A 21703-nucleotide genomic window follows, 5' to 3' on the forward strand; every position below is an offset into this window, starting at 1 on the left:
GTCGATCTATTCCGCTCTCCACCAGCCCAGCACCGGCCATGGCGACACCCCCGGCATCTCCACCACCCGCCCCAGCCCCGCATGGGCATGGACAAAGCCCGCCCCGGTCCCGATCATCAGATGCAGTTGCAAAGGCCCCGGCCGCACCAGCGCCAGATCCCCCGCCAATCCCTCGTCCACCAACCGCAGCCCCGCCGCGCGCAGCCAGCCCTCGGCCCGCGCCACATCGCCACTGCGCAGCCCATAGGCGCAGGGCGCATCCCGCCCCAGCGCCCCCGCCGCCAGCCCCACGCAATCCAGTCCGGCCTTGTTCCGCCCATGCAGCCGGAACGGCACGCCGATCATCGCCCGCGCCCGCTCGACGACGCTGTTCATGCGCCCGGATAGCGGGTCAGCAAATCCATACCCGGCAGATAGGGTTCGCCCCGGAAATTGACCGCATTGCCAAAGCGCCCGGCGCAGGTCGCCAATTGCCGGTCGCACCCTTCGCTCAGCAGCGCCAACGTCCCCGCCGCCACCGCAAAGGCCGGCGGGTCGTTCAGCGTCACCGCCGCCGCGCCATTGTCGATCACCCCCTGCACCAGCCCGGCATTACCCCCGCCGAGCCATCGCAACGTCCCGAACGCATAAGCCCCTGCCTCCAACCCGCCAACGGCGACCACGGCCTCCTCGACACCCTCGACCGCGACGATCCGCCGCCGCCCGGCCATATCGACCCGGCACGCCCTGTCGCCCAGCCGCGCCCGGCAATCGGGCGATGTGGACGGCGCCACCGGCCCGTTCAGCACCGCCGCCGCGCCCAGCAATTCGGCCGTGAACGCGCCACCCTTGCGCGCCACCGCGCCCATCTCGCCCCGCGCCAGCAACAGCCACAGCGCGCCCGGCGCCTCCCACTGCGTCAGCCGCACCTCCAGCGCCGCGCCGTCCCATCGCCCGGCCATCAGGTCCGCCTCGCTGATGGCGTCGCTCGACAGCGCGCCCGCCACATCGCTATCCTCGCCCGCCAGCCCCGTGCCGCTGCTTATGGCAGAAGGCGTCATCCCCGGCGCCGCGCGATAGGTCAGCCCGCCGATCGCCAGATCCCGGTCATGGCTGGTCAGCCCGATCGTCACCCCGTCCCGCCGCGCGATCCGCCAGCAGAAAGCCAGCGTATTCAGCGTCTCGCTCAACCGTTCCAGGTCGCTCATTCGCGTATCTCCACCAGCATCACCGAAGGCGCCTCGCCCGCGGCAAAGGTCGCGCGGTTGATGTCCAGCCGGTCCTCGGCAAAGCGCACCGGCACATCGAACCGGTATCCGGCGGTCAGCACCACGCCTTGGGCCGGTGCCGCATCAAATGCGATCACGCCCAGCCCCGCATGGCTCCACCCCCCGGCCAGTTCCACGCCATCGGCCGCCACGCGGATGCTCCCCGGCACCGGCCGCGTGATGATCCGTCCCTGCGCCTCGTCGCCCGCGCCATAATGGCGCATGAGCTGGAACGCGCTCGTCGTCCCATCGCCCACGCCCAGCCGCTGGTCGATCGGCCCCGGCGCCACGCCCGGCGCGCCGCTGCGATCGTCATAGGGATCGGTAAAGCGAAACCCGCGCGCCGCCCCCCGCCGCGCCCGAAAGAAGGCGATCAGCGCGGCGATATCCGCCTCCGACCTGACCCCCGGCCCCGCATCGAAGGACAGGCGCGCGTCCGCCCAGTCGGCGCTGCGCCGCTCATGCCCCGAAGGGCTTTCCACGATCTGCGTCGAAAAGGCCGGCGACACGCTCGCCTGGCTGCCCATCGCAATGGGAAAGACTATATCGTCAAAGGCTTGCACATCATCCTCCCCACCCTGCCTGAAGCAGGTAAAGCCATCGCGGCATACTTGCGGCAGCGCCCAGATGAAGGTCTGCGCCGTCCCCCGCGCCACCGCCGCCTGCGCCGCCTTGGCGATCAGCCCCCATTGCGCGGCCTGCTCTGGCAGCAGCACGAACCCCGCCAGATAATGCTGCTCCCCGATCGGATAGCCCAGCCGCGCGGCCGCCGCCGCCACGCCCTTCGCCGTCAGGCCGGGCCGCCCCTCCGTCACCCAGTCATAATCCTCCAGTTGCAGCACATCGAACGCGGGCGTGGCCCATCCGACCGGCATGTTCGCGCGCTTGGCCTCCGGCGCGCGCGGGTCCAATATGGTCGGAAGGTGAGCCAGCAAATGCGTCACCGCCCCCGGCGCCAGCGCCTTCACGGCCCTACACAAAGCCGCCGTCGATGCCGCCAGCAAAGCCCCCGCCGCATCCAGCAGCGCGCATTGCCCCGCGTCCAGATCGCCCCAAATACTGGGGATAGACACCAGGCTCCCGCCCCCCATCGTCCCTGCCAACGCCGCCCGCGCAGCCTCGTCATAGACGCATATCCGCCCATCCCCCGGCATCACCCACCACCAGGGTTCGCCGACCTGAAACAGGATCGGCAATCCCGCCTCCAACCCCATGGAAACAAAGGCGCCGGCCACCTGCTGCAAATAGGCCATCGCGCCGCCATGTGCCGGCGACAGCAATGTCGAAGGCGGCACCCATCCGGTCAGCGCCGGCGCGCCGTCCTCCGCTCGCTGCTTCCAGTCGTTCCAGCAATGCGCATCGAACAATTCATAGGATAGCGACCAGATGACATCGAACCCCATCGCCTTCGCCCGCACCGCAAAGTCCCGGTGCCAGGCCGCGCAGGCCGCATTGAGCACCCCGCCGCTCAGGCTGACGTAAAGCCCGTCCCCCAGCCTTTCGAGCCGGAAATAATGGCTCATGCCCACATAATGGTTGATCGCCCCGCGATAGCCCAGCGCATGGATCGCCCCCACCACCCGTTCGGGTGTCTGGTTGAAACAATCGTCATAGCCGGTCGCCATGGACAGCCCGTGTTCGGGCAGCATCACATCCCCGATCGCCAGCACCGACCCCGCGCCCTCGCACGCAATCTCGCTCAGTGCCGCCCACCCCTCGACCGCAGCGGGAAAGGGCGTGTTCCCCTCATCATAGCCAGGCGGCACCAGCGATATGAACATCCGGTCCACATCCCCCGCCCACACCGGGTCATCATCTTCGGGCAGGTCGAAGCCACCTGACAGCGCAGAAAAATCCAGCCTGATGACAGCATCTTCCGGCCCGCCGTTCGCATAGTTCCATAGGCGCACATACCAGGCACGCGGGGCACCATCCGCATCCCGCCCCTCGATCGTCAGCGTCGGGCCATGCGTCTCGTCCAGCCTGCGCACGCTCCCGCTGCGCCAGCGAAAGGACAGGGTGCAATCCCGGAAATCCCGGCCCGTCTCATAGGCGAGCAGGGGATGGCTCCAGCCATCTACAGCGTCCCAGATCAGCCCCGCCAGATCGCCCGACCCGTAAAAGACCGCGTCCACCCGCACCGCGTCCGGCGCGGTCGTCACGACGCTCGCCATCATCGGCCGCGGAAAATTGACGGTCCAGTGCGTCGCGGCAAAACGCTTGATCCAGCGCGCCTCCTGCCCCTGTCGCTTGTCCGCCAGCCAATAGCCCATGTCCCCCATCAGCCCAGCGCCCCCTTCACCGCCCGCGCCACCTGCCGCGCACTGCGCGCCAGCAAGCGCGGCTCGCTCTCGCCACCCCGTCCATTGACTGCGATGCTCACCCGCACGTCGCGCCCGCCGCCAACGCCCTGCGCCACCACCTGCCCGCTCGTCGTCGGCACGAACATTTCGGGTCCCCGTTCGCCGACCATATAGGCCCGCCCCGGCGCCACCGGCCCGCCGGTCGCCCGCCCCGGCAGCCCCAGCGCCGACGTCAGCAGCGATGCCCCCAGGCTCGCCAGCCCGCCGCTCCCGCCCCCGCTGCCAGCCACAGCCGACCCCAGCGCACTGGCCGCAATCTCGTCCAGCACGCCGACGGCCATCCGCCGCAGATCCTCGAACCCGAACTTGCCGGTCCGCACCGCCCGCATCAGCCCCTGCTCGATCCGCCGCCCTGCCCGGTCCGCCCCATCGCCCAGCGGCCCTTCCAGCCCCGCCCGCATCGCCTCGACATCCCGGCTCAGCCCCTGCGTATCGGCCCGCACCCGCACCACCAAAGTCTCGATATCCTCGTCCATATGACTGCCTTTCAAAACAAGGTCCGTTCGCCCTGAGCGTCATGAAGGGCCTTCAGCCGGTGCGCTGAGGTGGCTTGCCTAGTCCGGCATCGCCCCCATCAACCGGGCCAATTCCCCCCCATCCACGCCGGTCTCCGGCGCCGCCTCCCCCCGCGCCGCGCGCAGCACCGCCGCCAGTTCCGCCGGGGTCGCGCGCCAGAACTCGTCGGGCCGCCAGCCCAGCAGCCACCCGGCCACGCCCGCCAGCCGCCCCGCCCCGTCGGCAAAGCGCGTCATTTTCCCGCCAATATCTGTTGCAGCATCGCCTTGAGCACCGGCGTCACCTTCGCCAGCCCCACCGCGACGATCGCCTCGCCCAGCACCTCGCGGCTCAGCGCATCGCGATCCACCAGACAATGCCAGAACAGCGCGACCAGATCGGCGAGAGACAATTTCCCGTCCGCCGCCCGCTCGACCAGGTCGAACAGCGGCCCCAATTCCTGCTCCGCCGCCACCAGCGCCCCGAAACTCGGCCGCAGCGCCAGCCGCTCGCCGCCCAGATCCAGCGCCGCTTCTCCCCGCGCGGGGTTCGCCGCCCCGGCGCTCATTCGCTCACCACCGGACCTGAGCTTTCCAGGCTCAGCGCATAGTTGCGCTCGCCATTATAGTCGCCGGCATAGTCCAGCCGCGTGACCAGGAACCGCCCGCGCATCCGCTCGCCGCTCTCGAAACTCAGCTCATAATCTTCGATCGTCCCGGCCAGCGCATGGCCGCGCACGCGCACCTCTGCCGCAGAGCCGGTGAACAGCCCCGCCGCCGATACGCTGACGGACCGCACCCCTGCGCCGGACAAAAGTTCGCGCCAGCCGCCCGAATCCTTGCTGGTGATGTTCACCGCCTCGCCATTGACGGACAGCTGCGTGGTCCGCATGCCGGCCACGGTCGCATATGTTGCGGGGACATTGCCGTCACCCACTTTCAACAGAAACGCACTTCCCTTTTCGACGCCCATGGCGCATTCTCCCGACAAGCGATCCCGACGCGCGGAACACCCTGTTCCCACCCGGAAAATCGCGAAAAACTAGGGGACTCGGCGCATGCCCGGCCAACCGGCCACAGCATGGATGCGCCGCTTATGGAGAGGTCTGTATGATTGTTGCTGCTTCGCTCATGATGATGCTGGCCGCTGCGCCATCCGCCGACGCGGTCGGCACCGGCCGCAAGGAATTTTCCAAATGCCTGAGCGCCCAGGTCCAGCCGTCGCTCGACAAGAAGCTCGCCGTCGGCGATTTCCAATCGGCCGCCAAAAAGGCCTGCGCGGACAAGGAAGCCGCCTTCCGCGCCGCCATCGTCGCCTCGGACAAGGCCGACAAGATGACCGACGCCGCCGCCAATTCGGATGCGGACGACCAGATCAGCGAATATGTCGACAAGATCACCAGCGAATATGAAGAAAGCAGCCAGCCCCGCTGATCTCGACGATCAGGGCGCCTGACATCGCCAAGCGCCGTCAGGACGACATCATGCCACGCAAATGAAGGCAGGAAGGCAACGGCATAGCCGGTCCGGCCCGGCATGAAGATCAGGCGCAGAGACGCAAAGGACGCAGAGCAAAATCCTGTTTCCTTCTGCGCGCTCTGCGCCTCCGCACGCTTTTACTGGAGCGAGATGCTTTTGCACTGGATCGTCATCCTGGGCGGGTCCGGCTCAAGTCATCGGGCTCTAAATGCCTGCGCCGTTATGCCCCTCACCCCGCCCGCACCATCCGCAACCGATAATCGATCACCGCCCGCCATCCCGCAGGCGCCCGCCCCGCGTCGCGCCCTTCATCGCGCGCAACCCGTGATCGCACCAGCCGCGCGGTGACGATCCGCCACCCGTCCTGCACGCCCAGCTCGGCCACCGCCGCATCGACCCGCGCGATCATGGCGCCCAGCCGCCGCGCCGCCTCATCCCCCACGCGCAACGCCAAACTCAGCCGCACCTCGCGCCCGTCCATATCCTTCCCGCCCCAGTCCGCGCCGATACAGGCATCGACATAGGCATAGGGTATGCTCGCCCGCCCCGGATCGCCGTCGAACAGGCCATTTAGCCCATCCATCAGCACCCCGTCCGCCCGCAACGCCGCGATCATCGCCGCCCGCGCCGCCACTTCCGCGCTCATATCCCGTCCCTCCCCGCATCCCGCAGCCCAATATCCCGCCACCAGCGCCCCGCCAGTCCAGCCCCGGACGCGCGCACATCCTCTCCCTCCACCACCGCATCGACGCCCATATCCCCCAGCGCCGCCGCAATGCGCATCCGACGGGCCACCGCCCGCGCCTCCAGCAAAGCCGTCAGCCGCGCCCTCATGCCAGCCCCCCTCACGCCAGCCGCATCCGCCGAAACGGCCGCCACAGTGCGCTCACCACCGCCGGCGGCGCCGCGCTCTCCGTCCCGCGCGCCGAAAAATGCTCCGCCGCCAGCCGCACGATCCCCTGCCGCAGCGGTTCGGGCAGGCCGTTCATCTCCGCCGCCATCCCCGCGCGATAGCGCACCGTCAGCCGCTCGCCCGCCCGCGCCCGCGTCGATCGCACCCACCCGTCGCCCGCCGCGTCGATGTCGATCGCATAGGCCTCCACCGGCAACGCCAGCACCACCCCCTCGCCATCCACCGCCTCGACCCCGTCGATCGCCGCCACCGGCCGCGCCGCCAGCCTTTGCCAGCTCCCGTCCGCCGCCACCGTCTCGCCCACCGCACGCCGCATCAGCCATTGCCCGGTAAATTGCTCGCACAGCGCTGCCGCACTTCTCAGCAATCCCGCCAGCACCGCATCCTCGCCCGCCGTCTCGATCCGCAAATAGGCCTTCAGCTCCGCCAGCGATGCCGCCAGCGCTCCGCTCTCGCTCTCTTCCACCATGGTCTCTCAGCGCTCCTCCACCCGCATCGTCACCGACCGTTCGTCCACCTGCCCGTCGGACAGGGTGACGCGATTGGTCAGCCGATAGACGCGGCCGACGATCCCTCCGCTCAGCCGCGCACTGCTGCGCTCCGCCTCGAACGCGCTGGCCTCTACCACCAGCCCGCCTTGCTCCTGCGGCGCGACCGTCCACAGGCTCGCCACCAGATTCTGCCCCGCCAGATAGGCGGACCAGTCGATCGCATGATCCACCCGCGCTTGCGGGTCTTTGACAGTCAGGCTCATCGCACCTTGCTCCCCCCGTTCGCCTCCGGGCGCATCGCCCCGTCCCGCGCGCGCACCCGCGCCGCCTGATCGGGGCGCACGCCCCATCCCCATGGCCCCCGCCACAGTCTCGTCACCCGCACCGTGCCCAGCGCCCCCGCGCCGATCGCCTCACCCGCCAGCATGCGCGCCGCCCGCTTCGATCAGCGCCAGCCGCGCCTCGATCCGCGCGATCGCGCGTCGCTGCCATGCCGCCTCCAGCGCGAAACATTCGTCATATCGCAGCCCCCAACGGTCGCCCGCCGCCCGCGCGGGGCGCACCAACGCGCCATCCTCGGCCCGCTCCTCCGGCGCCGCATCCCAATTGTCATGGCACACCAGCCCCCATCGCACCGCCGCGCCCGCGCCCAGCCGCTGGTCGATCGCATCGCGCACCTGCTGCGCCACCAGCCCCATGTGCCAGCGCGCATCCTCGCCCTTTTCCGCCACCGCCTCGACGAAGCGATAGCGTTGCCATTCCACCGCGCCCCAGGCGTCGATCAACGCCGCATCCGCCGGGCCCAGGTCGCATTTGGCCCGCGCGTCCGATGTGTTGATCGTCCCGCTCGCGGCATAGAGGGTGGACCAGCGATAGGCCGCCGTACCCCATCCGATCGCATTGTCGCTCAGCGGCCGCCCGGCGCTGGCGAAACTCGTCTCCACGCTTGCGCCGATGGCAAAGCTGGTCGCGCTCGCGGTCAGATAGGGCGACACTGCCAGGTTGCTGCTGCCACCCACGGCAAATCGCGCGCCATCCACATTGCCGAAAAAGACGGTGCCCGCGCTGGTCTGCGCGGAAAAACAGCAATTGAAGCTGCTGCCCGCACGGATCGCCGACACCACCGGCGTGCTGGTCCCGGTGCAATTGAGAACGCCGCTGCTCAGCGCGCCCACCGTCATCGCGCCGCTCGCCCGCGATATGGTGATCGCCGTGCCCAGCAGCGCGCCGCTGTCATCCATCCGCCGCAGCGCGAAATCCGACCCGGCATTGCCCCCGACATTGGCGCTCGCCGTGCGCTCCACCCGCCACATCTCGACGCCTGCGGTGCCCAGCGACACGCCGGCACTCTGCCCGTTGACCGCGCTCACCACCATATTCGCCGCCCCGGACGCAGGCGCCAGGCTGAAGGCGGACAGGGCCGCCGTCCCGCCGCTGATCGTCACCGACCCGGCCTGTTGCGCCGCCATGCTGCCCAGCCCGCTGATGTCGCTCGCCGGGATGGTGGCGCTGCCGCTCATCGCCGCTGCGCCATTGCCCTTGACATAGCCGGTCAGGCTCGCCGCCCCGGTCCCGCCCCGCGCCACCGCCAACTGTCCCGACCAACCCGCGCTGATCGATGCCGGCGCCAGCAAGGCCGTCGCCGCCCCACCGCCCAGCGTCAGCCTGACATTGGCGTCATCCACGCTCGTCAGGGCACCGCCGGCCGGACCAGCCGCCAGCGCCGCCGCCAGCCCCTCGATCGCCTCGATCCCATGGCCATGCCCCTCGACCCGCGCGACCCAGTCGGCATGCAGCGCCAGCCCGACATGCTTCTCCCCCGCGACGAAATCCACCGCCGCGCCCCCGGCCGAAGACGCATGCGGCGTCCGCACCAGCCGCCCACTCTCGTCGATCGTCCCGCTTCCTGCCTCCCACTGTGCAGGATCGACCACCCCCTGTATCACATAGGGAAAGCGCGCCCCCTCGCTCAGCGCCGCTGCAAAGCCGCGATAGCCCGGCAAAGCCCCGCCCAGCGCCAGCGGTCCCAGCCCCGCATCCAGACAGACCTCCCGCACCAGGTCCGCCATCTCCCAATCCGTGATCGCCACAACCGCCCCCCTCGAAAACAAAAAGGGGGGAAAGCCCAAAAGCCTCCCCCCAAATCTTCTCCCCACGGGGGAGAAGGATACGAAGCCTTGCCAGCTAGCCGGCTAGGCGCAGTTGGAAGAGGGGGCCGCACGCCCCCTCCATCATCAGGAAGCGGCAAACTTCATCAATTTGATCGCTTCCGAATTGGCCACCGCGCCGCCGATCCGCTTGACCGCATAGAAATGCACGAACGGCTTGTTGCTGAACGGATCGCGCAGGATGCTCGTGTCGCTGCGCTCGGCGATGACATAGCCGGCCTGGAAATTGCCGAAGGCGATCGACAGGCTGTTCGCGGCGATATCGGGCATGTCCTCCGCCTCGACCACCGGATAGCCCAACAGCGTCGCGGGCTGCCCACCCGTCAGCCCCGGCTGCCAGAGGAACGCGCCATCGCTCGTCTTCATCTTGCGCACCGCCGCCAGCGTGGCGCTGTTCATGACGAAACTCGCCCCCTGGCGATAGGGCGCGCGCAGGCTCTGCACCAGGTCGATCAGCTTGTCCTGCGGGTTGGACGCCGCAAAGCCCCCCGCCGCGCCCGACGCCACATATTGCAACGATCCGAACGCACGCACGCTGTCGGCCTCATTGGTGGTCGTATAGGTCAGGAAGCCCTTGGGCTTGTTGGTCCCATTGCCATTGACGAAGGCCGCGCCCTCCGCGACCGCAAATTCGCGGGCAATCTCGCCGGCCAGCCAGGCTTCGACATCGAACTGCGCATCGTCCAGCATCGCCTGGCTCGCCGCCGGATTGGAGAACAATTCGCCCGACGGCGGCGCGATCTCGTTGAAGCTGGGCGTCCCCGTCTCGGCCCGCGCGCCCGTTTCGCTCGCCCATCCCGACACGATGCCACCCGCCGTCACCAGCTTGCGATAGCCCGCCGTCCCGGTGCGCACGACATTGGCGATGGCGCGGATCGGCGAAATCGCCTTCAGCGTCGATCCGATCAGCTGGTCGATCTCGCGCGGCACCGCATAGCCCCCCGCCGCGCCGGAAGCGCCGGAAAAGCTCTTCAATTCGACACCTGCCTCATGCCCCTGCCGCAAATAGCGATCGACAAAGGCCGCCCGCGCGGGATCGACGGCGCCCCCCTTCACCCCATCGAGCGCCGGCCGCTGCGTGGCATGCAGCGCCCCTTTCAGCGCCGCGACCGCACGCTCCAACCCCTCGATCCGCTCCCCCTGCAACACCGCGTCAAAGCTGGCCTCCAGCTTGTCCACCACCTGATCCGTCATGCCCGTCTCCACAAAAAAGGGCGGCCCAGACGGACCGCCCATACGAAAAAAGCGGCCCCGGATGGGACCGCCTTTGAACCGAATTTAATCGTTCAGATTGGGATGCTCAGCGCTTTCGTTTCGCCGGCGACTTTTTGGATGTCGGCAACGGTTTTTCGACTGGCTCAACATCGGTTTTGATCTGCGTGTATCGTAAGAATGCCACCACTATCGCACCAACAGCGCCAATCACTGCGGCGGTAATCGGTTCACCTACGAACGCGCAATAGGCGACCAAAGAACAAAGAAGGATGAGAGCGAAAATCGCTCCAGCCTGCGCAGCATAGCGAATACCATATTCATGGAATATGATTTTATTTTCGCTGTCATGCCGATGATCCTGCTCTTTTTCAGCCATCCTTAAAATTCGCTCGGCGGCTCCAGCGTGGACTGCCTCATATTGAGCGTATGTTTCAGGAGCAGGCAATGGGCCGCTATGTACACGCCGCACCATGGTCGCGACGATTTGAACACCCAAATCTTTTTTGTCAGGTCTGAACAGAGGTTCGAGCGCCTCAACGGTGAGCCGCTCGTCATCTTCCTCCATTTCCATTTTCACCGGAGGCTTAGTCACGATTGTCGTATAGCTTCATGGCCTTACGAATATCAGCGCCGACAGCCTTCCAATCGCCTTCCAAAGAACCAGACTTGAACCGAGGTGATTTCGGGAAAAGAGTAAGGCTAAACGATCCTTGCAGAATGTCATGCCTTAACTTGGCCCGCTTTTTCAGCTTGGCCTTCTGGCCCTCAAGGAGGCTGCGATCATGATAGGTCATGTTCATTTTCCTTCCTCGCGCAGAATCCAAATGGGCTAGACATGGCTAACTGTCAATAATTGACATCTGCTTATAACTTGACTGACGGCGGGTCGCTGTCGGAATCATCTAATATTGAATGCATAGCCAGAGACCGACCTTACACCCCCTCCACCGCCACCACCCGGGCCAGATCCTGCATCGGATGCGTCACCAAACTCACCTCCACCAAGTCCAGTCCCAGCAACTCCCGCGGCCCCACGCCCCGCGCCGCCCGCACCCGATAGCCGAAGGACAGCCCGTCCAGCGCCCCGCGCGCCAGCGCCGCCGCCGCCTCGCGCCCCGCCGCCGTGCGCCGCGACACCCGGCCGATCACGCGCAACCCCCGCGCGTCCTCCAGCGCCTTTTCCACCACGCCGATCACCTGCCCCGGCCCGTGCTGCCACAACAAGGGCACGCCCGCTGCGTCGATCGCGCCAAAGGCCCCTGCCCGCACCACGTCCCCGCCCCGGTCCACCCGGTCGAATATCGCCGCATAGCCGGCAAAGCGCACATCGCCCCCGCTCATGCCCGGACAAGCCCCAGCAGCCCGACCTTGACCGCAATCCCCAGCAGGATCAACGCCATGGCGATCCGCACCGCCCATCCGATCACCGCCCCGCGCGCCGCCTTTTTCGCGTCGCGCCAGGCGGACAGCAATTCGCGCAATTCCCGCATGTCGCCCTCCGCGCGCCGGTCCGCCAGCCCCAGCCGCTCCAGCGCCCGTCCCGCGCCCAGATCGCTCGCCTCCTCGATCAGCGCGCGGACCGTGACCATATCCATCGGTCGCCCCTCCGCCTGCGCCACCAGCCGCGCCAGCATCTCCTCTTTCATGTCCCGCCCTCCTTCCCTTCGCGCCGCACAATGCCTATCTGCGCGCGCATGAAACGTGCCCCTCGCAAAGTCCTGATCATCCTCGCCCTGGTCATCCTCGCCGCCCTCGCCTGGCATTTCGGCCTGTTCCGGGCGGGCGACTGCATCGTGCAGGGTGGCAGCTGGAATTGGGGCAATGGCTTTTGCCGCCTCGATTCCATGCCCGCCCGCGCGCCCGACGCCTTCTAGAGCGCGCGGCATTCAACCCGACGCAGGTCGATCGCTTCATCTTTCTGTTTTCGCATCGCTTTATGCCAAAAACCGGTTCCCACTTTTTGGGGCGATGCTCTAAAGCCCCAACAGCGCTTTCTTCTCGTCGGCGCTCAGGAAATCCGCCGCTGCGACCCGTTCCCACAGGGCCGCGCGCTCGTCCGACAGCGCCGGCACCGCATCCAGGTCCGGCGCGATGACCAGCCCAGGCCACCAATCGTCCAGCCCCTGGGCCAGCGCCCCGCAAATCTTCGCCACCAACGGCAATATCGTCTGCCGCCACAGCGCCTTGTTCGCCTCGCGATAATTGGCATAGGCGTTGTCGCCGGGCAGGCCCATCAGCATCGGCGGCACGCCGAAGGCCAGCGATATCTCCCGCGCCGCCGCGCTTTTCAGCCCTACGAAATCCATCTCCGCCGGCGTCAAACTCATCGCCCGCCAGCTCAAGCCCCCCTCCAGCAGCATCGGCCGCCCGGCATTGGCCGCCCCGGCAAAGGCCGCCTCCATCTCCCGCTTCACCCGCTCAAACTGTTCGGGCGACAGCACCGACCCGTCGCCCGGATCATAGACCATCGCGCCGCTGGGCCGCGCCGCATTGTCCAGCAACGCCTTGTTCCATACGCTCGCGGCATTGTGGATCGCCACCGCGCCCGCCGCCGCGCCGGTACAGCCCAACCCATAATGATCGTCCAGCGGATGCAGCGCCTTGATATGCAGCACGCTCGTCCGCCCCGCGCCATCCTGCGGCGACAGGCGCGTCACGCTTTCCCCCACGCGATAGAGATAGGCCGCCGGCCACCCCCGCGCATCCGCCTCCACGCTCACCCGTTCGGGCCGCAGCGCAAAAAGTTCGGCCGGCTTGCCCTCCGCCCCCGCGATCAGCTGCACATAGGCATTGCCGTGCAGCAGCAGGTGACAGGCCAATGTCTCCACCAGCCCCTGCCCGGCCGACGCGCGCCCGACCAGCGCGGCCACGATCGCCATCGCCGCGTCATCGACACCCCGCACCCTGATCGCGCAGGCCCCCGCCCCTTCGGACACCAGCCGCATCGCCCGCTGCGCCACCGCATTGCCCATCACCCCGGCGCGCAACTGCGCCTCATAGCTGGCCGGCCATTCCCCCAGCGCCACCGCGCCCGAACCCCAGGCCCGCGCCAGCACCGGCCGCGCATCGCCCTGCGCCGCCCCTTCGAAGGCCGCTTTCGTCCCGAACCATTTCATAAAGCATCCCCAAACGAAAAAACCCTCCTCCCGACAGGGAAGAGGGTTGGTGAAAACCAGGCAGCAAACCAGTCCGGGAGAGGAGGCCGCCCCCCCCTCAGCATTACCCGCCCTTCAGATCCATGAACATCAGCGGCATTTCGAGCGCCCGGTTTTCCACCGTGTCGAGCAATCGAAAGCCCAGCTTCCGATAGAAATCGACCGATTTGCGCTTCGCATCGACGATCAGGAACCGGCACCCCGCGTAGGGCTGGATGGACAATGAAACGACCCCGATCACCGTCGTAACCAATGTCTTGCCCCAGCCCTGCCCTTCGCACCCCTCGCACACGGCCAGCCGCGCGATCCGCACCGCCGGCTGATAGCTGTACCGCTCCGCCCCCTTCTTGTCGTCGATTGGGTAGGCGCCCTCCAGCCTAATCTCCGCGCACATGATGCTGGCATAGGCCAGCACATGCGGGGCATCGGGCCGCTTGATGACATAGGTGGTGGTCAGATTGGCCCCGCCGGATTTGAAGGCGTCCCGCCGCAGGAATTTCTGCAACGGCTTGTCCCCGTCATCCTTCATGCGAAAACGGCTGACCTGGTCCAGATCAGCCGTTTCAAGTATCTTGACGATGATATCCCCCGACATAAGGGGAAATTAAATCTCTTTACGCAGATGTGTCAATCTTGACCTGTCCTGTCGATAACAGGACGGCAGCCAATGCTTTCCCACGGCTGACCGTATCCTTGACCGTCGCACTCTGACCGGTACGGGTCTGGGCAACGAATTTGCGGGCATCCTCTCCACTCAGATGGAGACCGCCAAATATGTTCGAATGAACTGACATTTGCTCTCCTTCCCTAGTTAGAGACGACGCGGAAATCGGGTATAGCCGGATGACCTTGGCAAAGGCTGAATTAGCAAAATTTCTACTTGACGCCAAGCCAAATCACCTCACCTGTTCCGCGCCAGCACCCGGTCGCACACGCTGTCCGTGCCTTCGCTCTTGCCGATCACCCGGCCCGCCACGGCGCCCGCGGCACCCGCCAGCAATGTCTCGCCCAGGCTCCCGCCCGCGATCGCGCCCACGCCGGCACCACCGGCCGCGCCGATCAGCGTGCCCTTGTCGCGACCCTTCTTGCCCTTCAACAGGCAATAGCGCACATCGTCGCGATCGCGCGGCGCGGCCCGCGCCACCCGCGCCCGGTCCTTGCTATTGAGGCTCGCGGCCATCACCGGTCCCGCCATCAACGAAACACCCACGACAGCCGCACAGATACTGGCCATCTTCATTGCACTTACTCCGTTTCCAACCACATTGATAATGGCCCGAAAAGGATCCGCCCCTTCCCCCGGTTCCCGACGGAAAGGGCGACGCGCACTGTCAATCCACCCGCGAAACGAACTCCTCGACCGGGCGCCGTACCTTCTTGAGGCCCAGCAACCAGTCGCCTTCATCCGCGCGATAGCCCAGCGGCATGATCGCGACGGAGCGCAGCCCCCGCGCCCGCAGGTCCAATATATCGTCCAGCGCCGCCGGGTCGAAACCCTCCATCGGCGTCGCATCCACCTCCTCGAAGGCGGCGGCGGTCAGCGCGATGCCAAGCCCGACATAGGCCTGCCGCGCCGCATGCTCGAAATTCGTCTCCGCGTCGCGCTGCGGATATGTGCCCAGCAACATCTGGCGATAGGCTTCCCAGCCTTCATTCTTGAAACCGCGCTCGTCGTTGACCAGGTCGAACATGTGGTTGATCCGCTCTGGCGTATAATTGTCCCACGCGGCAAAGACGATCAGGTGCGATGCGTCCGTCACCTGCTCCTGGTTCCAGGCGATCGCCTTGATCTTCTCGCGCACTGGCTTGTTCGTGACGACGATCACCTCGAACTGCTGCAACCCGCTCGACGTCGGCGCCAGCCGCACCGCTTCCAGGATGCGCTCCACCTTCTCCTCCGGCACGGCCTTGTCCGGGTTCATCTTCTTGGTGGCATAGCGCCAGTTCAAACGGTCGATCAGCATGGTTGTCCTTCCGATAAGCGTCGGGCAAGGGCGTGGCCCCTGCACATGACGCCCGCATGTAAAGCATGGCGCGTGGAATTAAAGGTATCGTATCAAAACTAATTTATGCCCCTATTTCCGCGGCGCCATGCCCCCGAACGTCACCAGGCTTTCCGCGCCGTTCTTCGCCACGGCCGCCACGCCGATGAAATGATCGTCCACCACGACATCCTTCAGCACCGTCTCGCTCGCCCCCGTCACCGCGCGGCTGTCGCTCCAATCCTGCGCATCGGCCCGGCGCCAATAGACTTTGTACGAAGCCGCGCCCGGCACCGCGTCCCAGAAGACCCGCGTATCCATCGACAGCGCGCCATCCAGCGACACGCTCGCCGGGGCCGCCGGCGCGTCTGCCAGTCGCCGCAACGTCGCGACATTGAGCGCCGTCACCTTCGCCAGATAGGGAAAGTCCATCCCCTCGACCGTGTCGCCATAGACGTGGCCCTTTTCGGTGCGCAGATCCTGATGCTGCCGGTCGTAATTCTCGATCCCCACCGAAAAGCGCACGGCGGGAAAGCCCAGCTCCAGGAACGGCGAATGATCGCCGCCCCGCCCGAAGCGGTCCAGCCGCCGCACCGCAAACACATCCAGTCCGATCCCCCGGTCGGCCCTGGCAATCCCGTCGATCGCCTTGGCCAGCGCGCGCGATGGGCCATCATCCTCGCCGCCGATCGCCCGGCGCGTCAGGCTCGCCTTGCCTTCCTCGGCAAAGCGGATCCCTTCGGAAAACACCCGCACCCGGTCGGCCACGCGCTGGCCATTCTGCCCCACCGTATTGCCGACGATATCGTTGTTCAGCATCGCGCGCACATGCCACCCGCGCGCCTTGGCGGTCGCGGCCAGCAGCTTGGCGCCCCACAGCCCCTGTTCTTCCCCAGACAGCAGCGCATAGACGATCGTCCCGTCGAACTTTTCGCCCGCCAGCACCCGCGCCGCTTCCATGACCAGCGCCGTGCCCGACGCATTGTCGTTCGCGCCCGGCGCATCGTCGGTGATGTTCATCACATCGGTCACGCGGCTGTCGATATGCCCGGCGACGATCACCACCTGGCTGGGATCGCCCGTCCCCGTCTGGATCGCCAGCACATCCACCACCTCCACGCCATCGGGCGCGCGCGGCCCGGTAAAGCGATCCGCGATCGTCTCCACCGTCAAACACCCGCCGCATCCCTTGCCGATCTTCGCAAATTCCGCCGCGCCCCACTTGCGCGCCGCCCCGATCCCCCGCTTGGGATCGGTCGCCGAAGACAGCGTATGCCGCGTCCCGAAACGCACCAGCGTCTCGACATTCGCCTTCAGCCGCGCCGCATCGGGCGCCCGCGTCTGCGCAGCGGCGGGAAGGACGGCCTGGGTTGTCAGGATCAGGGCGGACGCTGCGGTCAGCGGGAGGATGTTTTTCATGGCGACCGGTCTATCGCCTGCGCCGCATCTGTAAAGCACGCACCGCCTTTCTCGCTGCTGCAAAATATTCCCCAATAAAGATCAAATATTTATCCCTTGACGATCGCCCCGCCATAAATGCACCAGAGCATATCTCGGCTCCGGGGGGAGTTGAGTCTATTTTGGGGGTTCCGATGTTCAAAATGACTTTTGCAGCGATGGCAGTCGCCATCGCCGTGCCCGCCTTTGCGGAAACTCTATCCGTAGATAGCGTCATCGCACTATCCAGCGCCGGTATTGGCGATGAAGCCGTGATTGCAAAAATAAAAGCGTCCGGTACCAGGTTTGATCTTACGACGGACGAGATGCTCTTGCTTAAAAGCAAAGGTGTTTCCGGTCCGATCATGGCTGCGATGCTGAACAACAGCGCCGCTGCATCGATTCCAGCGATGTCGATGGATTCGCCAGATCCGCTCATTCCCCACCCGGCTGGCGTCTATCTCCTGTCCAATACGGGCGCGGGCGGCAAGATGCAGCGCATCGATCCAACGGTAACGAACCAGGCGAAGACGGGCGGCATTATCGGTTATGCGTTCACTGGCGGCATAGCGTCGATGAGCATCAAGGCCGCAATTCAGAACGAGGCTGCGCGTGTCCGTACCCAGCCCGGTCGCCCGAGCTTTTACTTTTTCTTCGACGAATCTAATCCTGACACGGTGCGCGGCAATACGGCGTGGGCGGCCGGCACAGCGGCGACAGTCTCTTCACCTTCCGAATTCACGCTGATCAAACTCATGAAGAAGGATGGCCGTCGGGAAGCGCGCGTTGGCAGCGCCAATATCGGCGGAGCGAAAACAGGCGTCATGGATAAGGATCGCCTTGCCTTCGACTATGAAATGGTTCGTCCCGGCGTGTTCAGAGTAACCCCTGCAAAAGAGTTGGATGCCGGCGAATATGGTTTCATCTACGCCCTTACAGGCGGCGGATCGGCTGGCGCCATGACCGCGCGCATCTTCGATTTTGGCGTGTGATGCTGCTCGAAATCAAAGCCAACTGACGCCCACAGGTCCGGCGCGGCCCACCCCGCGCCGGCCTTCCCGAAGCACCGCCTTCACATCGCCCTTACCCGCGCCTCGCCTGCCTTCCCCAGCATCAGTTCGGTCATCGCCCACACCAGCGCGTCGGCGCGATCGGGCGACCGCCCCGGCCCGACATAGCCGCCGCCCGCCAATAGCCCGCACATCTGGTCCTCCAGATCCGGAAAGGCGCCGCGATGCGCCACCCGCCCGGCCTCGTACAGCGCCGCCACCGGCTCCGCCCGCGCCGCTTTGCCGCGGCTCGCATGGACCAGCTTCACCGGCATCGACTCCTGCGCCGCCACCAGCACGCTTTCCACCATCGCCCCGCCATTATTCGCCTCGGCCACCACCCGGTCGGCGCCATGGACCAGCGCCGCGGCCGCCACGGCCCGTGCCCAGCCTTCGGGCGACAGCCCCGAAACGCTCGCATCCGCGATGACATAGGCCCGCCCGTCGCTGCCCAGCCCCGCCACCACGATCCCGCATGCGTCGCCGCCTGCCGACGCCGGCGGATCGACCGCCACCACCACACGGCGCAGCACGCCCGGCACGTGGCGCACCCGGCACCGCTCGACCAGCGCGCGCGACCACAGCGCGCCCTCCACCTCCTCGATCAGTTCGCCGTCCAGTTCCTGCCGCCCCAGCCGCGTGCCGCCATAGCGCTCCGCCATCGCCGCGACGAAGCCTTCGGCCAGATGCGCGGCATTGTCCGCCGTCCGCCCCCGCGTCACCACGACGTCGGCGCCATCGCGCGCCACCAGCCCGCGCACCAGCGGCACCGGTCGCGGCGTGGTCGTCGCCAGCACGCGCGGCTGCCGCCCCAATCGCAATCCCATCATCAGATTGTCCCACGCCGCCTGTCCGCCCGCCCATTTGGCGATCTCGTCGGCCCAGCCATGGCTGAACTGCGGCCCGCGCAAACTCTCCGGCTCCGCCGCGCCATAGAGCGTCGCCATCGCCCCGTTGGGCCAGCGCAACGTCCGCAGCGCCGGCGCATAGGCCGGCCGATCCCACCATGGCGCGATCGCCAGCAGCCCGCTCGCCCCTTCCACCATCACGCTGCGCGCCTCGCCCAGCGTCGCACCGACCAGCGCGATCCGCGCCGTGGGATCGTCCTGCGCAATGGCGCGCACCCATTCCGCCCCGGCGCGCGTCTTGCCATAGCCACGCCCCGCCATCATCAACCAGATGCGCCAGTCGCCCGCCGGCGCCAACTGCCCCGGCCGCGCCAGAAACGCCCAATCCCGCTCCAGCGCCATCAACGCCTGCCGGTCCAGCTGCCGCAACACCGCGTCGCGCACATCCCCCGGCTCCAGCGCCAGCCGCTCAAATTGCGAAAGCGCCATAATCTCCCTCCTTCTCTCTTGGCTGCCGGCTGCATCGGCGCCGCAAGACCTTGCCTTGGCGCGGGTAAGGCACGTCTCCAACACACAAAGATGCGCACCTGGACCTACCCGTTCCCCGGCGCAGGCTGGGGCCCAGTTCGGAGCGTGGACCAGGCCCCCGGCCGCCGCCAGGGAACGCTACCTATGGGCCGTCTTTATATGCGCCCTTGCTCGCCCTGATGTTCCCTAGCCCCGTTCGCCCTTAGCGAAATCGATGGACCGAGTGGAAGGTGGGAGATGAAACTTGCCCCCCAATCCACACTCACCCCCCACCCTGCATCCGCGCATGCGCGACGTCCAGCGCCGCATGCACCCGTTGCCGCACCGCATCGCCATCCTCGGCCGCGGCCGCCGCCGCCCGGTCCATCCGCGCCTTGCGGATCGCCGCCACCGTGTCGCGATGGGCCAGCAACAGGCGCATCGCCACGCCCATATCCTGCTTGCGCGTGACCTTGTGCGTCTTGACCACCCCCTCGCCGTCGCGCACCGTCTCCTCACTTTGATGGCCAAACAGCGCCGCGCGCATCAGCATCAATTCGATCTCGCCATAACCTTCCGCCAACGCATCCTCCCAATGTTCCGCAAAAGCCGGGTCGATGGCCTTGCGCCGATAGGCACTGGCCCGGCACACGCCCGCCTCGCGCGCTGCCTCGCTCGCATTGCAGGTCTGCGCCAGCGTCGAAAAGAAGATATCCTCCTTCTCCACCGTCCAGCCGTCGCTTCGCCCGTTGCGCATCTGCGCCTTGCTCTTGCCGCCCGCCTGCTGCCGCCCCGGCACCAACTGCTTCCCGCCTGCCATCCCTGCCTCCCCGGCCCTTAAAGCCCGCCCCCAAAACCCGCCCCAAAACTCCTGGCGCAAACAAAAAGGGCCGGCCCTCCCGGACCAGCCCTTCAAAAGCCGCCAGCTGCATCAGCACCTTGGCGACTCACATTTTTCCACTGTGCCAATCTCTGCCAGATCAGCGTGACGATGTCAACAAAAATGTTCCATATGGGTTATTTTTCAATCATGGCCCGGATCATCGGCGCTTCTTCCGCCAAAGCCGCCGCCACGCTCGGCCGTGCCTTCACCCGGCCGATCCACGCCACCACCTTGGGCCAGCGATCGGCGCTCAGTCCATCCGACACATAGCCGACATTGATGATCGGGCACGCCGCCGCCAGATCCGCCAGCGTGAAGCGATCCTCCACCAGCCAGCCGCTTTCCGGCAGCACATCTTCCAGATAATCGTAGATTTTCGGCATTTCCCCGGCTTCGGCCGCATCCGCCGCCGCCAGGTCCGGCTCCCGCTTCAACCGCCTGGCCACCGCCCGGTTGAAGAAGATCTTCTGCCCCGCCGCCTGCACCACGGTATCGCCGAACTCCTCGAACCATATGGTCCGGGCGCGCTCTCTGGGTTCGGTCGGGATCATCTCGGTTCCCGGATGCAGGGCATCCATATAGGTGATGATCGCGGTCGAATCGCACAGCAGGAAATCGCCATCCTCCAGCGCCGGAATCTTGCCGAAGGGCGACCCCTTCAGATAGCCTTCGCCCCCACGCCCGAAGCCGGCCGTCTGCACTTCGACATCGATCCCCTTTTCCGCCGCAAAGACGATGACCTTGCGCACGAAGGGCGACGGCCTGGCCCCATGGATAATCATAGTCTCTCTCCTTCTGTTGTCAGGTCGGGTGGCGGCACTCTGCCAATCCAGTAGTAGAACGCAACTATTTTATACCACCGCCTCGACGGCCAGAAACGACGCCACCACCCCCATGACCCTTGCCACCGTCTCCGCTTTCTCCCCTACCGGCGCGACATAGTCGATCACGTCCCGCGCGGTCTCTTCCCCCGCCCCGCGCGCGATCGCCCAGGCGCTCAGATACTGCGCCGCCATGCACCCGCCCGCGGTCGCCACATTGCCGGTCGCATGGAACGGCGCCTCGATCACCTGCGCACCGGTGGCCACGACCCAGGGCTTGCTCGTCACGTCGGTGCATACCGGCACCCCTTCCAGCAGCCCCAGCCGCGCCAGCACCAGCGCGCCCGAACATTGCGCCCCGATAATCTGCCGCGCAGGGTCCAGTCGCATGCCCGCCATCAGTTTCGCATCCGAAACGAACTCGCGCGTCCGCACCCCGCTCCCGATCAGCACGACATCGGCTTCATTCGCAAATTCCATGGGGTGCTGCACCGCGACCTCCACGCCATTCATCGACGTCACCGTCTCGCCGGGCCCGCAGATCCCGGCCCGCCAGCCCGCTGCCCGGTTCAGCAGCGCCAGCGCCACGAAACTGTCCAACTCGTTGAATCCGTCGAACGTAACCACCGCCACCCGCATCATCGCCTCCGC

Annotated in this window: 31 protein-coding genes; 3 read left to right on the top strand and 28 right to left on the bottom strand. The window is 66.7% G+C overall.

The annotated features are described in order from the left end of the window. Positions 1-6 precede the first annotated feature (6 nt). The 7 genes from AC07UX_RS06355 to AC07UX_RS06385 form a co-directional block, all read right to left on the bottom strand. Positions 7-375 carry an NlpC/P60 family protein gene (locus AC07UX_RS06355; RefSeq protein ID WP_495191101.1) on the bottom strand — a complete coding sequence of 123 codons (369 nt, stop codon included), beginning with the start codon at positions 373-375 and terminating at the stop codon, positions 7-9. Then, the gene (locus tag AC07UX_RS06360) at positions 372-1187 is read right to left on the bottom strand and encodes a phage/gene transfer agent baseplate hub protein (RefSeq protein ID WP_495191102.1); all 816 of its coding nucleotides are present in this window, start codon (positions 1185-1187) and stop codon (positions 372-374) included. Before AC07UX_RS06360 ends, AC07UX_RS06355 begins: the two co-directional genes overlap by 4 nt. Beyond that, entirely contained in the window at positions 1184-3529 is a 2346-nt protein-coding gene (locus tag AC07UX_RS06365) for a DUF2460 domain-containing protein (RefSeq protein WP_495191103.1), read from the bottom strand. The genes AC07UX_RS06360 and AC07UX_RS06365 overlap by 4 nt, the downstream gene beginning before the upstream one ends. Beyond that, positions 3529-4086: a tail tape measure protein gene (locus AC07UX_RS06370; RefSeq protein WP_495191104.1), complete on the bottom strand. Its 558-nt coding sequence runs from the start codon at positions 4084-4086 to the stop codon at positions 3529-3531. The genes AC07UX_RS06365 and AC07UX_RS06370 overlap by 1 nt, the downstream gene beginning before the upstream one ends. A 78-nt stretch (positions 4087-4164) precedes the next feature. Beyond that, entirely contained in the window at positions 4165-4362 is a 198-nt protein-coding gene (locus tag AC07UX_RS06375) for a phage tail assembly chaperone (protein WP_495191105.1), read from the bottom strand. Continuing rightward, positions 4359-4673 (bottom strand): gene transfer agent family protein, encoded by a 315-nt coding sequence (locus AC07UX_RS06380; RefSeq protein WP_495191106.1) that lies wholly within the window; start codon positions 4671-4673, stop codon positions 4359-4361. Before AC07UX_RS06380 ends, AC07UX_RS06375 begins: the two co-directional genes overlap by 4 nt. Beyond that, positions 4670-5077 carry a phage major tail protein, TP901-1 family gene (locus AC07UX_RS06385; RefSeq protein WP_495191107.1) on the bottom strand — a complete coding sequence of 136 codons (408 nt, stop codon included), beginning with the start codon at positions 5075-5077 and terminating at the stop codon, positions 4670-4672. Before AC07UX_RS06385 ends, AC07UX_RS06380 begins: the two co-directional genes overlap by 4 nt. Positions 5078-5214: 137 nt before the next feature. On the opposite strand from AC07UX_RS06385, the gene AC07UX_RS06390 reads away from it, so the two are divergent. Continuing rightward, a complete protein-coding gene (locus tag AC07UX_RS06390) occupies positions 5215-5538 on the top strand; it encodes a hypothetical protein (RefSeq protein WP_495191108.1) in 324 nt (107 codons plus the stop codon). A gap of 274 nt (positions 5539-5812) precedes the next feature. On the opposite strand, the gene gp17 is transcribed toward AC07UX_RS06390, so the two are convergent. The 11 genes from gp17 to AC07UX_RS06445 all read right to left on the bottom strand — a co-directional run bounded on the left by gp17 (position 5813) and on the right by AC07UX_RS06445 (position 12016). Beyond that, entirely contained in the window at positions 5813-6229 is a 417-nt protein-coding gene (gene gp17, locus AC07UX_RS06395; protein WP_495191109.1) for a tail completion protein gp17, read from the bottom strand. Continuing rightward, positions 6226-6417, bottom strand: coding sequence for a hypothetical protein (locus AC07UX_RS06400; protein ID WP_495191110.1), 192 nt, complete (start codon positions 6415-6417; stop codon positions 6226-6228). The genes gp17 and AC07UX_RS06400 overlap by 4 nt, the downstream gene beginning before the upstream one ends. 11 nt (positions 6418-6428) lie before the next feature. After that, a complete protein-coding gene (locus AC07UX_RS06405) occupies positions 6429-6965 on the bottom strand; it encodes a head-tail connector protein (protein ID WP_495191111.1) in 537 nt (178 codons plus the stop codon). Positions 6966-6971: 6 nt separating this feature from the next. Further along, on the bottom strand, positions 6972-7250 hold the full coding sequence (locus AC07UX_RS06410; RefSeq protein WP_495191112.1) for a phage fiber-tail adaptor protein: 279 nt from the start codon (positions 7248-7250) through the stop codon (positions 6972-6974). Then, positions 7247-7414 carry a hypothetical protein gene (locus AC07UX_RS06415; protein ID WP_495191113.1) on the bottom strand — a complete coding sequence of 56 codons (168 nt, stop codon included), beginning with the start codon at positions 7412-7414 and terminating at the stop codon, positions 7247-7249. Before AC07UX_RS06415 ends, AC07UX_RS06410 begins: the two co-directional genes overlap by 4 nt. Further along, on the bottom strand, positions 7401-9077 hold the full coding sequence (locus AC07UX_RS06420) for a tail fiber domain-containing protein (RefSeq protein ID WP_495191114.1): 1677 nt from the start codon (positions 9075-9077) through the stop codon (positions 7401-7403). The genes AC07UX_RS06415 and AC07UX_RS06420 overlap by 14 nt, the downstream gene beginning before the upstream one ends. A gap of 144 nt (positions 9078-9221) precedes the next feature. Beyond that, positions 9222-10349 carry a phage major capsid protein gene (locus AC07UX_RS06425; protein ID WP_495191115.1) on the bottom strand — a complete coding sequence of 376 codons (1128 nt, stop codon included), beginning with the start codon at positions 10347-10349 and terminating at the stop codon, positions 9222-9224. A 106-nt stretch (positions 10350-10455) separates the two neighbouring features. Next, positions 10456-10962: a DUF2335 domain-containing protein gene (locus tag AC07UX_RS06430; protein WP_495191116.1), complete on the bottom strand. Its 507-nt coding sequence runs from the start codon at positions 10960-10962 to the stop codon at positions 10456-10458. Then, entirely contained in the window at positions 10955-11164 is a 210-nt protein-coding gene (locus AC07UX_RS06435; RefSeq protein WP_495191117.1) for a hypothetical protein, read from the bottom strand. Before AC07UX_RS06435 ends, AC07UX_RS06430 begins: the two co-directional genes overlap by 8 nt. Before the next feature lie 139 nt (positions 11165-11303). Next, positions 11304-11711: an HK97 family phage prohead protease gene (locus tag AC07UX_RS06440; protein ID WP_495191118.1), complete on the bottom strand. Its 408-nt coding sequence runs from the start codon at positions 11709-11711 to the stop codon at positions 11304-11306. Continuing rightward, positions 11708-12016, bottom strand: coding sequence for a DUF6127 family protein (locus AC07UX_RS06445; protein WP_495191119.1), 309 nt, complete (start codon positions 12014-12016; stop codon positions 11708-11710). The genes AC07UX_RS06440 and AC07UX_RS06445 overlap by 4 nt, the downstream gene beginning before the upstream one ends. A 48-nt stretch (positions 12017-12064) precedes the next feature. Here AC07UX_RS06445 and AC07UX_RS06450 point away from each other — a divergent pair, with 48 nt between their 5' ends. Continuing rightward, on the top strand, positions 12065-12244 hold the full coding sequence (locus tag AC07UX_RS06450) for a hypothetical protein (RefSeq protein WP_495191120.1): 180 nt from the start codon (positions 12065-12067) through the stop codon (positions 12242-12244). Positions 12245-12343: 99 nt separating this feature from the next. Here AC07UX_RS06450 and AC07UX_RS06455 read toward each other — a convergent pair whose 3' ends face one another. The 6 genes from AC07UX_RS06455 to AC07UX_RS06480 all read right to left on the bottom strand — a co-directional run bounded on the left by AC07UX_RS06455 (position 12344) and on the right by AC07UX_RS06480 (position 16926). Next, positions 12344-13486, bottom strand: a complete 1143-nt coding sequence (locus AC07UX_RS06455; RefSeq protein ID WP_495191121.1) for a phage portal protein — start codon at positions 13484-13486, stop codon at positions 12344-12346. 103 nt (positions 13487-13589) lie between these two features. After that, positions 13590-14120 carry a GNAT family N-acetyltransferase gene (locus AC07UX_RS06460; protein ID WP_495191122.1) on the bottom strand — a complete coding sequence of 177 codons (531 nt, stop codon included), beginning with the start codon at positions 14118-14120 and terminating at the stop codon, positions 13590-13592. Between the two features lie 19 nt (positions 14121-14139). Beyond that, positions 14140-14319, bottom strand: coding sequence for a hypothetical protein (locus AC07UX_RS06465; RefSeq protein ID WP_495191123.1), 180 nt, complete (start codon positions 14317-14319; stop codon positions 14140-14142). Between the two features lie 107 nt (positions 14320-14426). Beyond that, positions 14427-14765, bottom strand: coding sequence for a hypothetical protein (locus AC07UX_RS06470; RefSeq protein WP_495191124.1), 339 nt, complete (start codon positions 14763-14765; stop codon positions 14427-14429). 91 nt (positions 14766-14856) lie between these two features. Continuing rightward, on the bottom strand, positions 14857-15489 hold the full coding sequence (locus tag AC07UX_RS06475; RefSeq protein ID WP_495191125.1) for an NAD(P)H-dependent oxidoreductase: 633 nt from the start codon (positions 15487-15489) through the stop codon (positions 14857-14859). A gap of 111 nt (positions 15490-15600) precedes the next feature. Beyond that, positions 15601-16926 (bottom strand): M20/M25/M40 family metallo-hydrolase, encoded by a 1326-nt coding sequence (locus tag AC07UX_RS06480; RefSeq protein ID WP_495191126.1) that lies wholly within the window; start codon positions 16924-16926, stop codon positions 15601-15603. Between the two features lie 182 nt (positions 16927-17108). Here AC07UX_RS06480 and AC07UX_RS06485 point away from each other — a divergent pair, with 182 nt between their 5' ends. Beyond that, on the top strand, positions 17109-17936 hold the full coding sequence (locus tag AC07UX_RS06485; RefSeq protein WP_495191127.1) for a hypothetical protein: 828 nt from the start codon (positions 17109-17111) through the stop codon (positions 17934-17936). An 80-nt stretch (positions 17937-18016) separates the two neighbouring features. Here the strand turns inward: AC07UX_RS06485 and AC07UX_RS06490 are convergent, their stop codons facing one another. The 4 genes from AC07UX_RS06490 to AC07UX_RS06505 form a co-directional block, all read right to left on the bottom strand. Further along, on the bottom strand, positions 18017-19330 hold the full coding sequence (locus tag AC07UX_RS06490; RefSeq protein WP_495191128.1) for a DNA-packaging protein: 1314 nt from the start codon (positions 19328-19330) through the stop codon (positions 18017-18019). Between the two features lie 301 nt (positions 19331-19631). Next, complete coding sequence (locus AC07UX_RS06495) at positions 19632-20168, bottom strand: hypothetical protein (RefSeq protein ID WP_495191129.1); 537 nt, start codon at positions 20166-20168, stop codon at positions 19632-19634. Positions 20169-20365: 197 nt separating this feature from the next. After that, positions 20366-21013 (bottom strand): glutathione S-transferase family protein, encoded by a 648-nt coding sequence (locus tag AC07UX_RS06500; protein WP_495191130.1) that lies wholly within the window; start codon positions 21011-21013, stop codon positions 20366-20368. A gap of 69 nt (positions 21014-21082) precedes the next feature. Beyond that, on the bottom strand, positions 21083-21691 hold the full coding sequence (locus AC07UX_RS06505; RefSeq protein ID WP_495191807.1) for a DJ-1/PfpI family protein: 609 nt from the start codon (positions 21689-21691) through the stop codon (positions 21083-21085). Between the last annotated feature and the right edge of the window lie 12 nt (positions 21692-21703).

It is taken from the genome of Sphingobium sp. GW821-FHT02B05 (assembly GCF_059421905.1).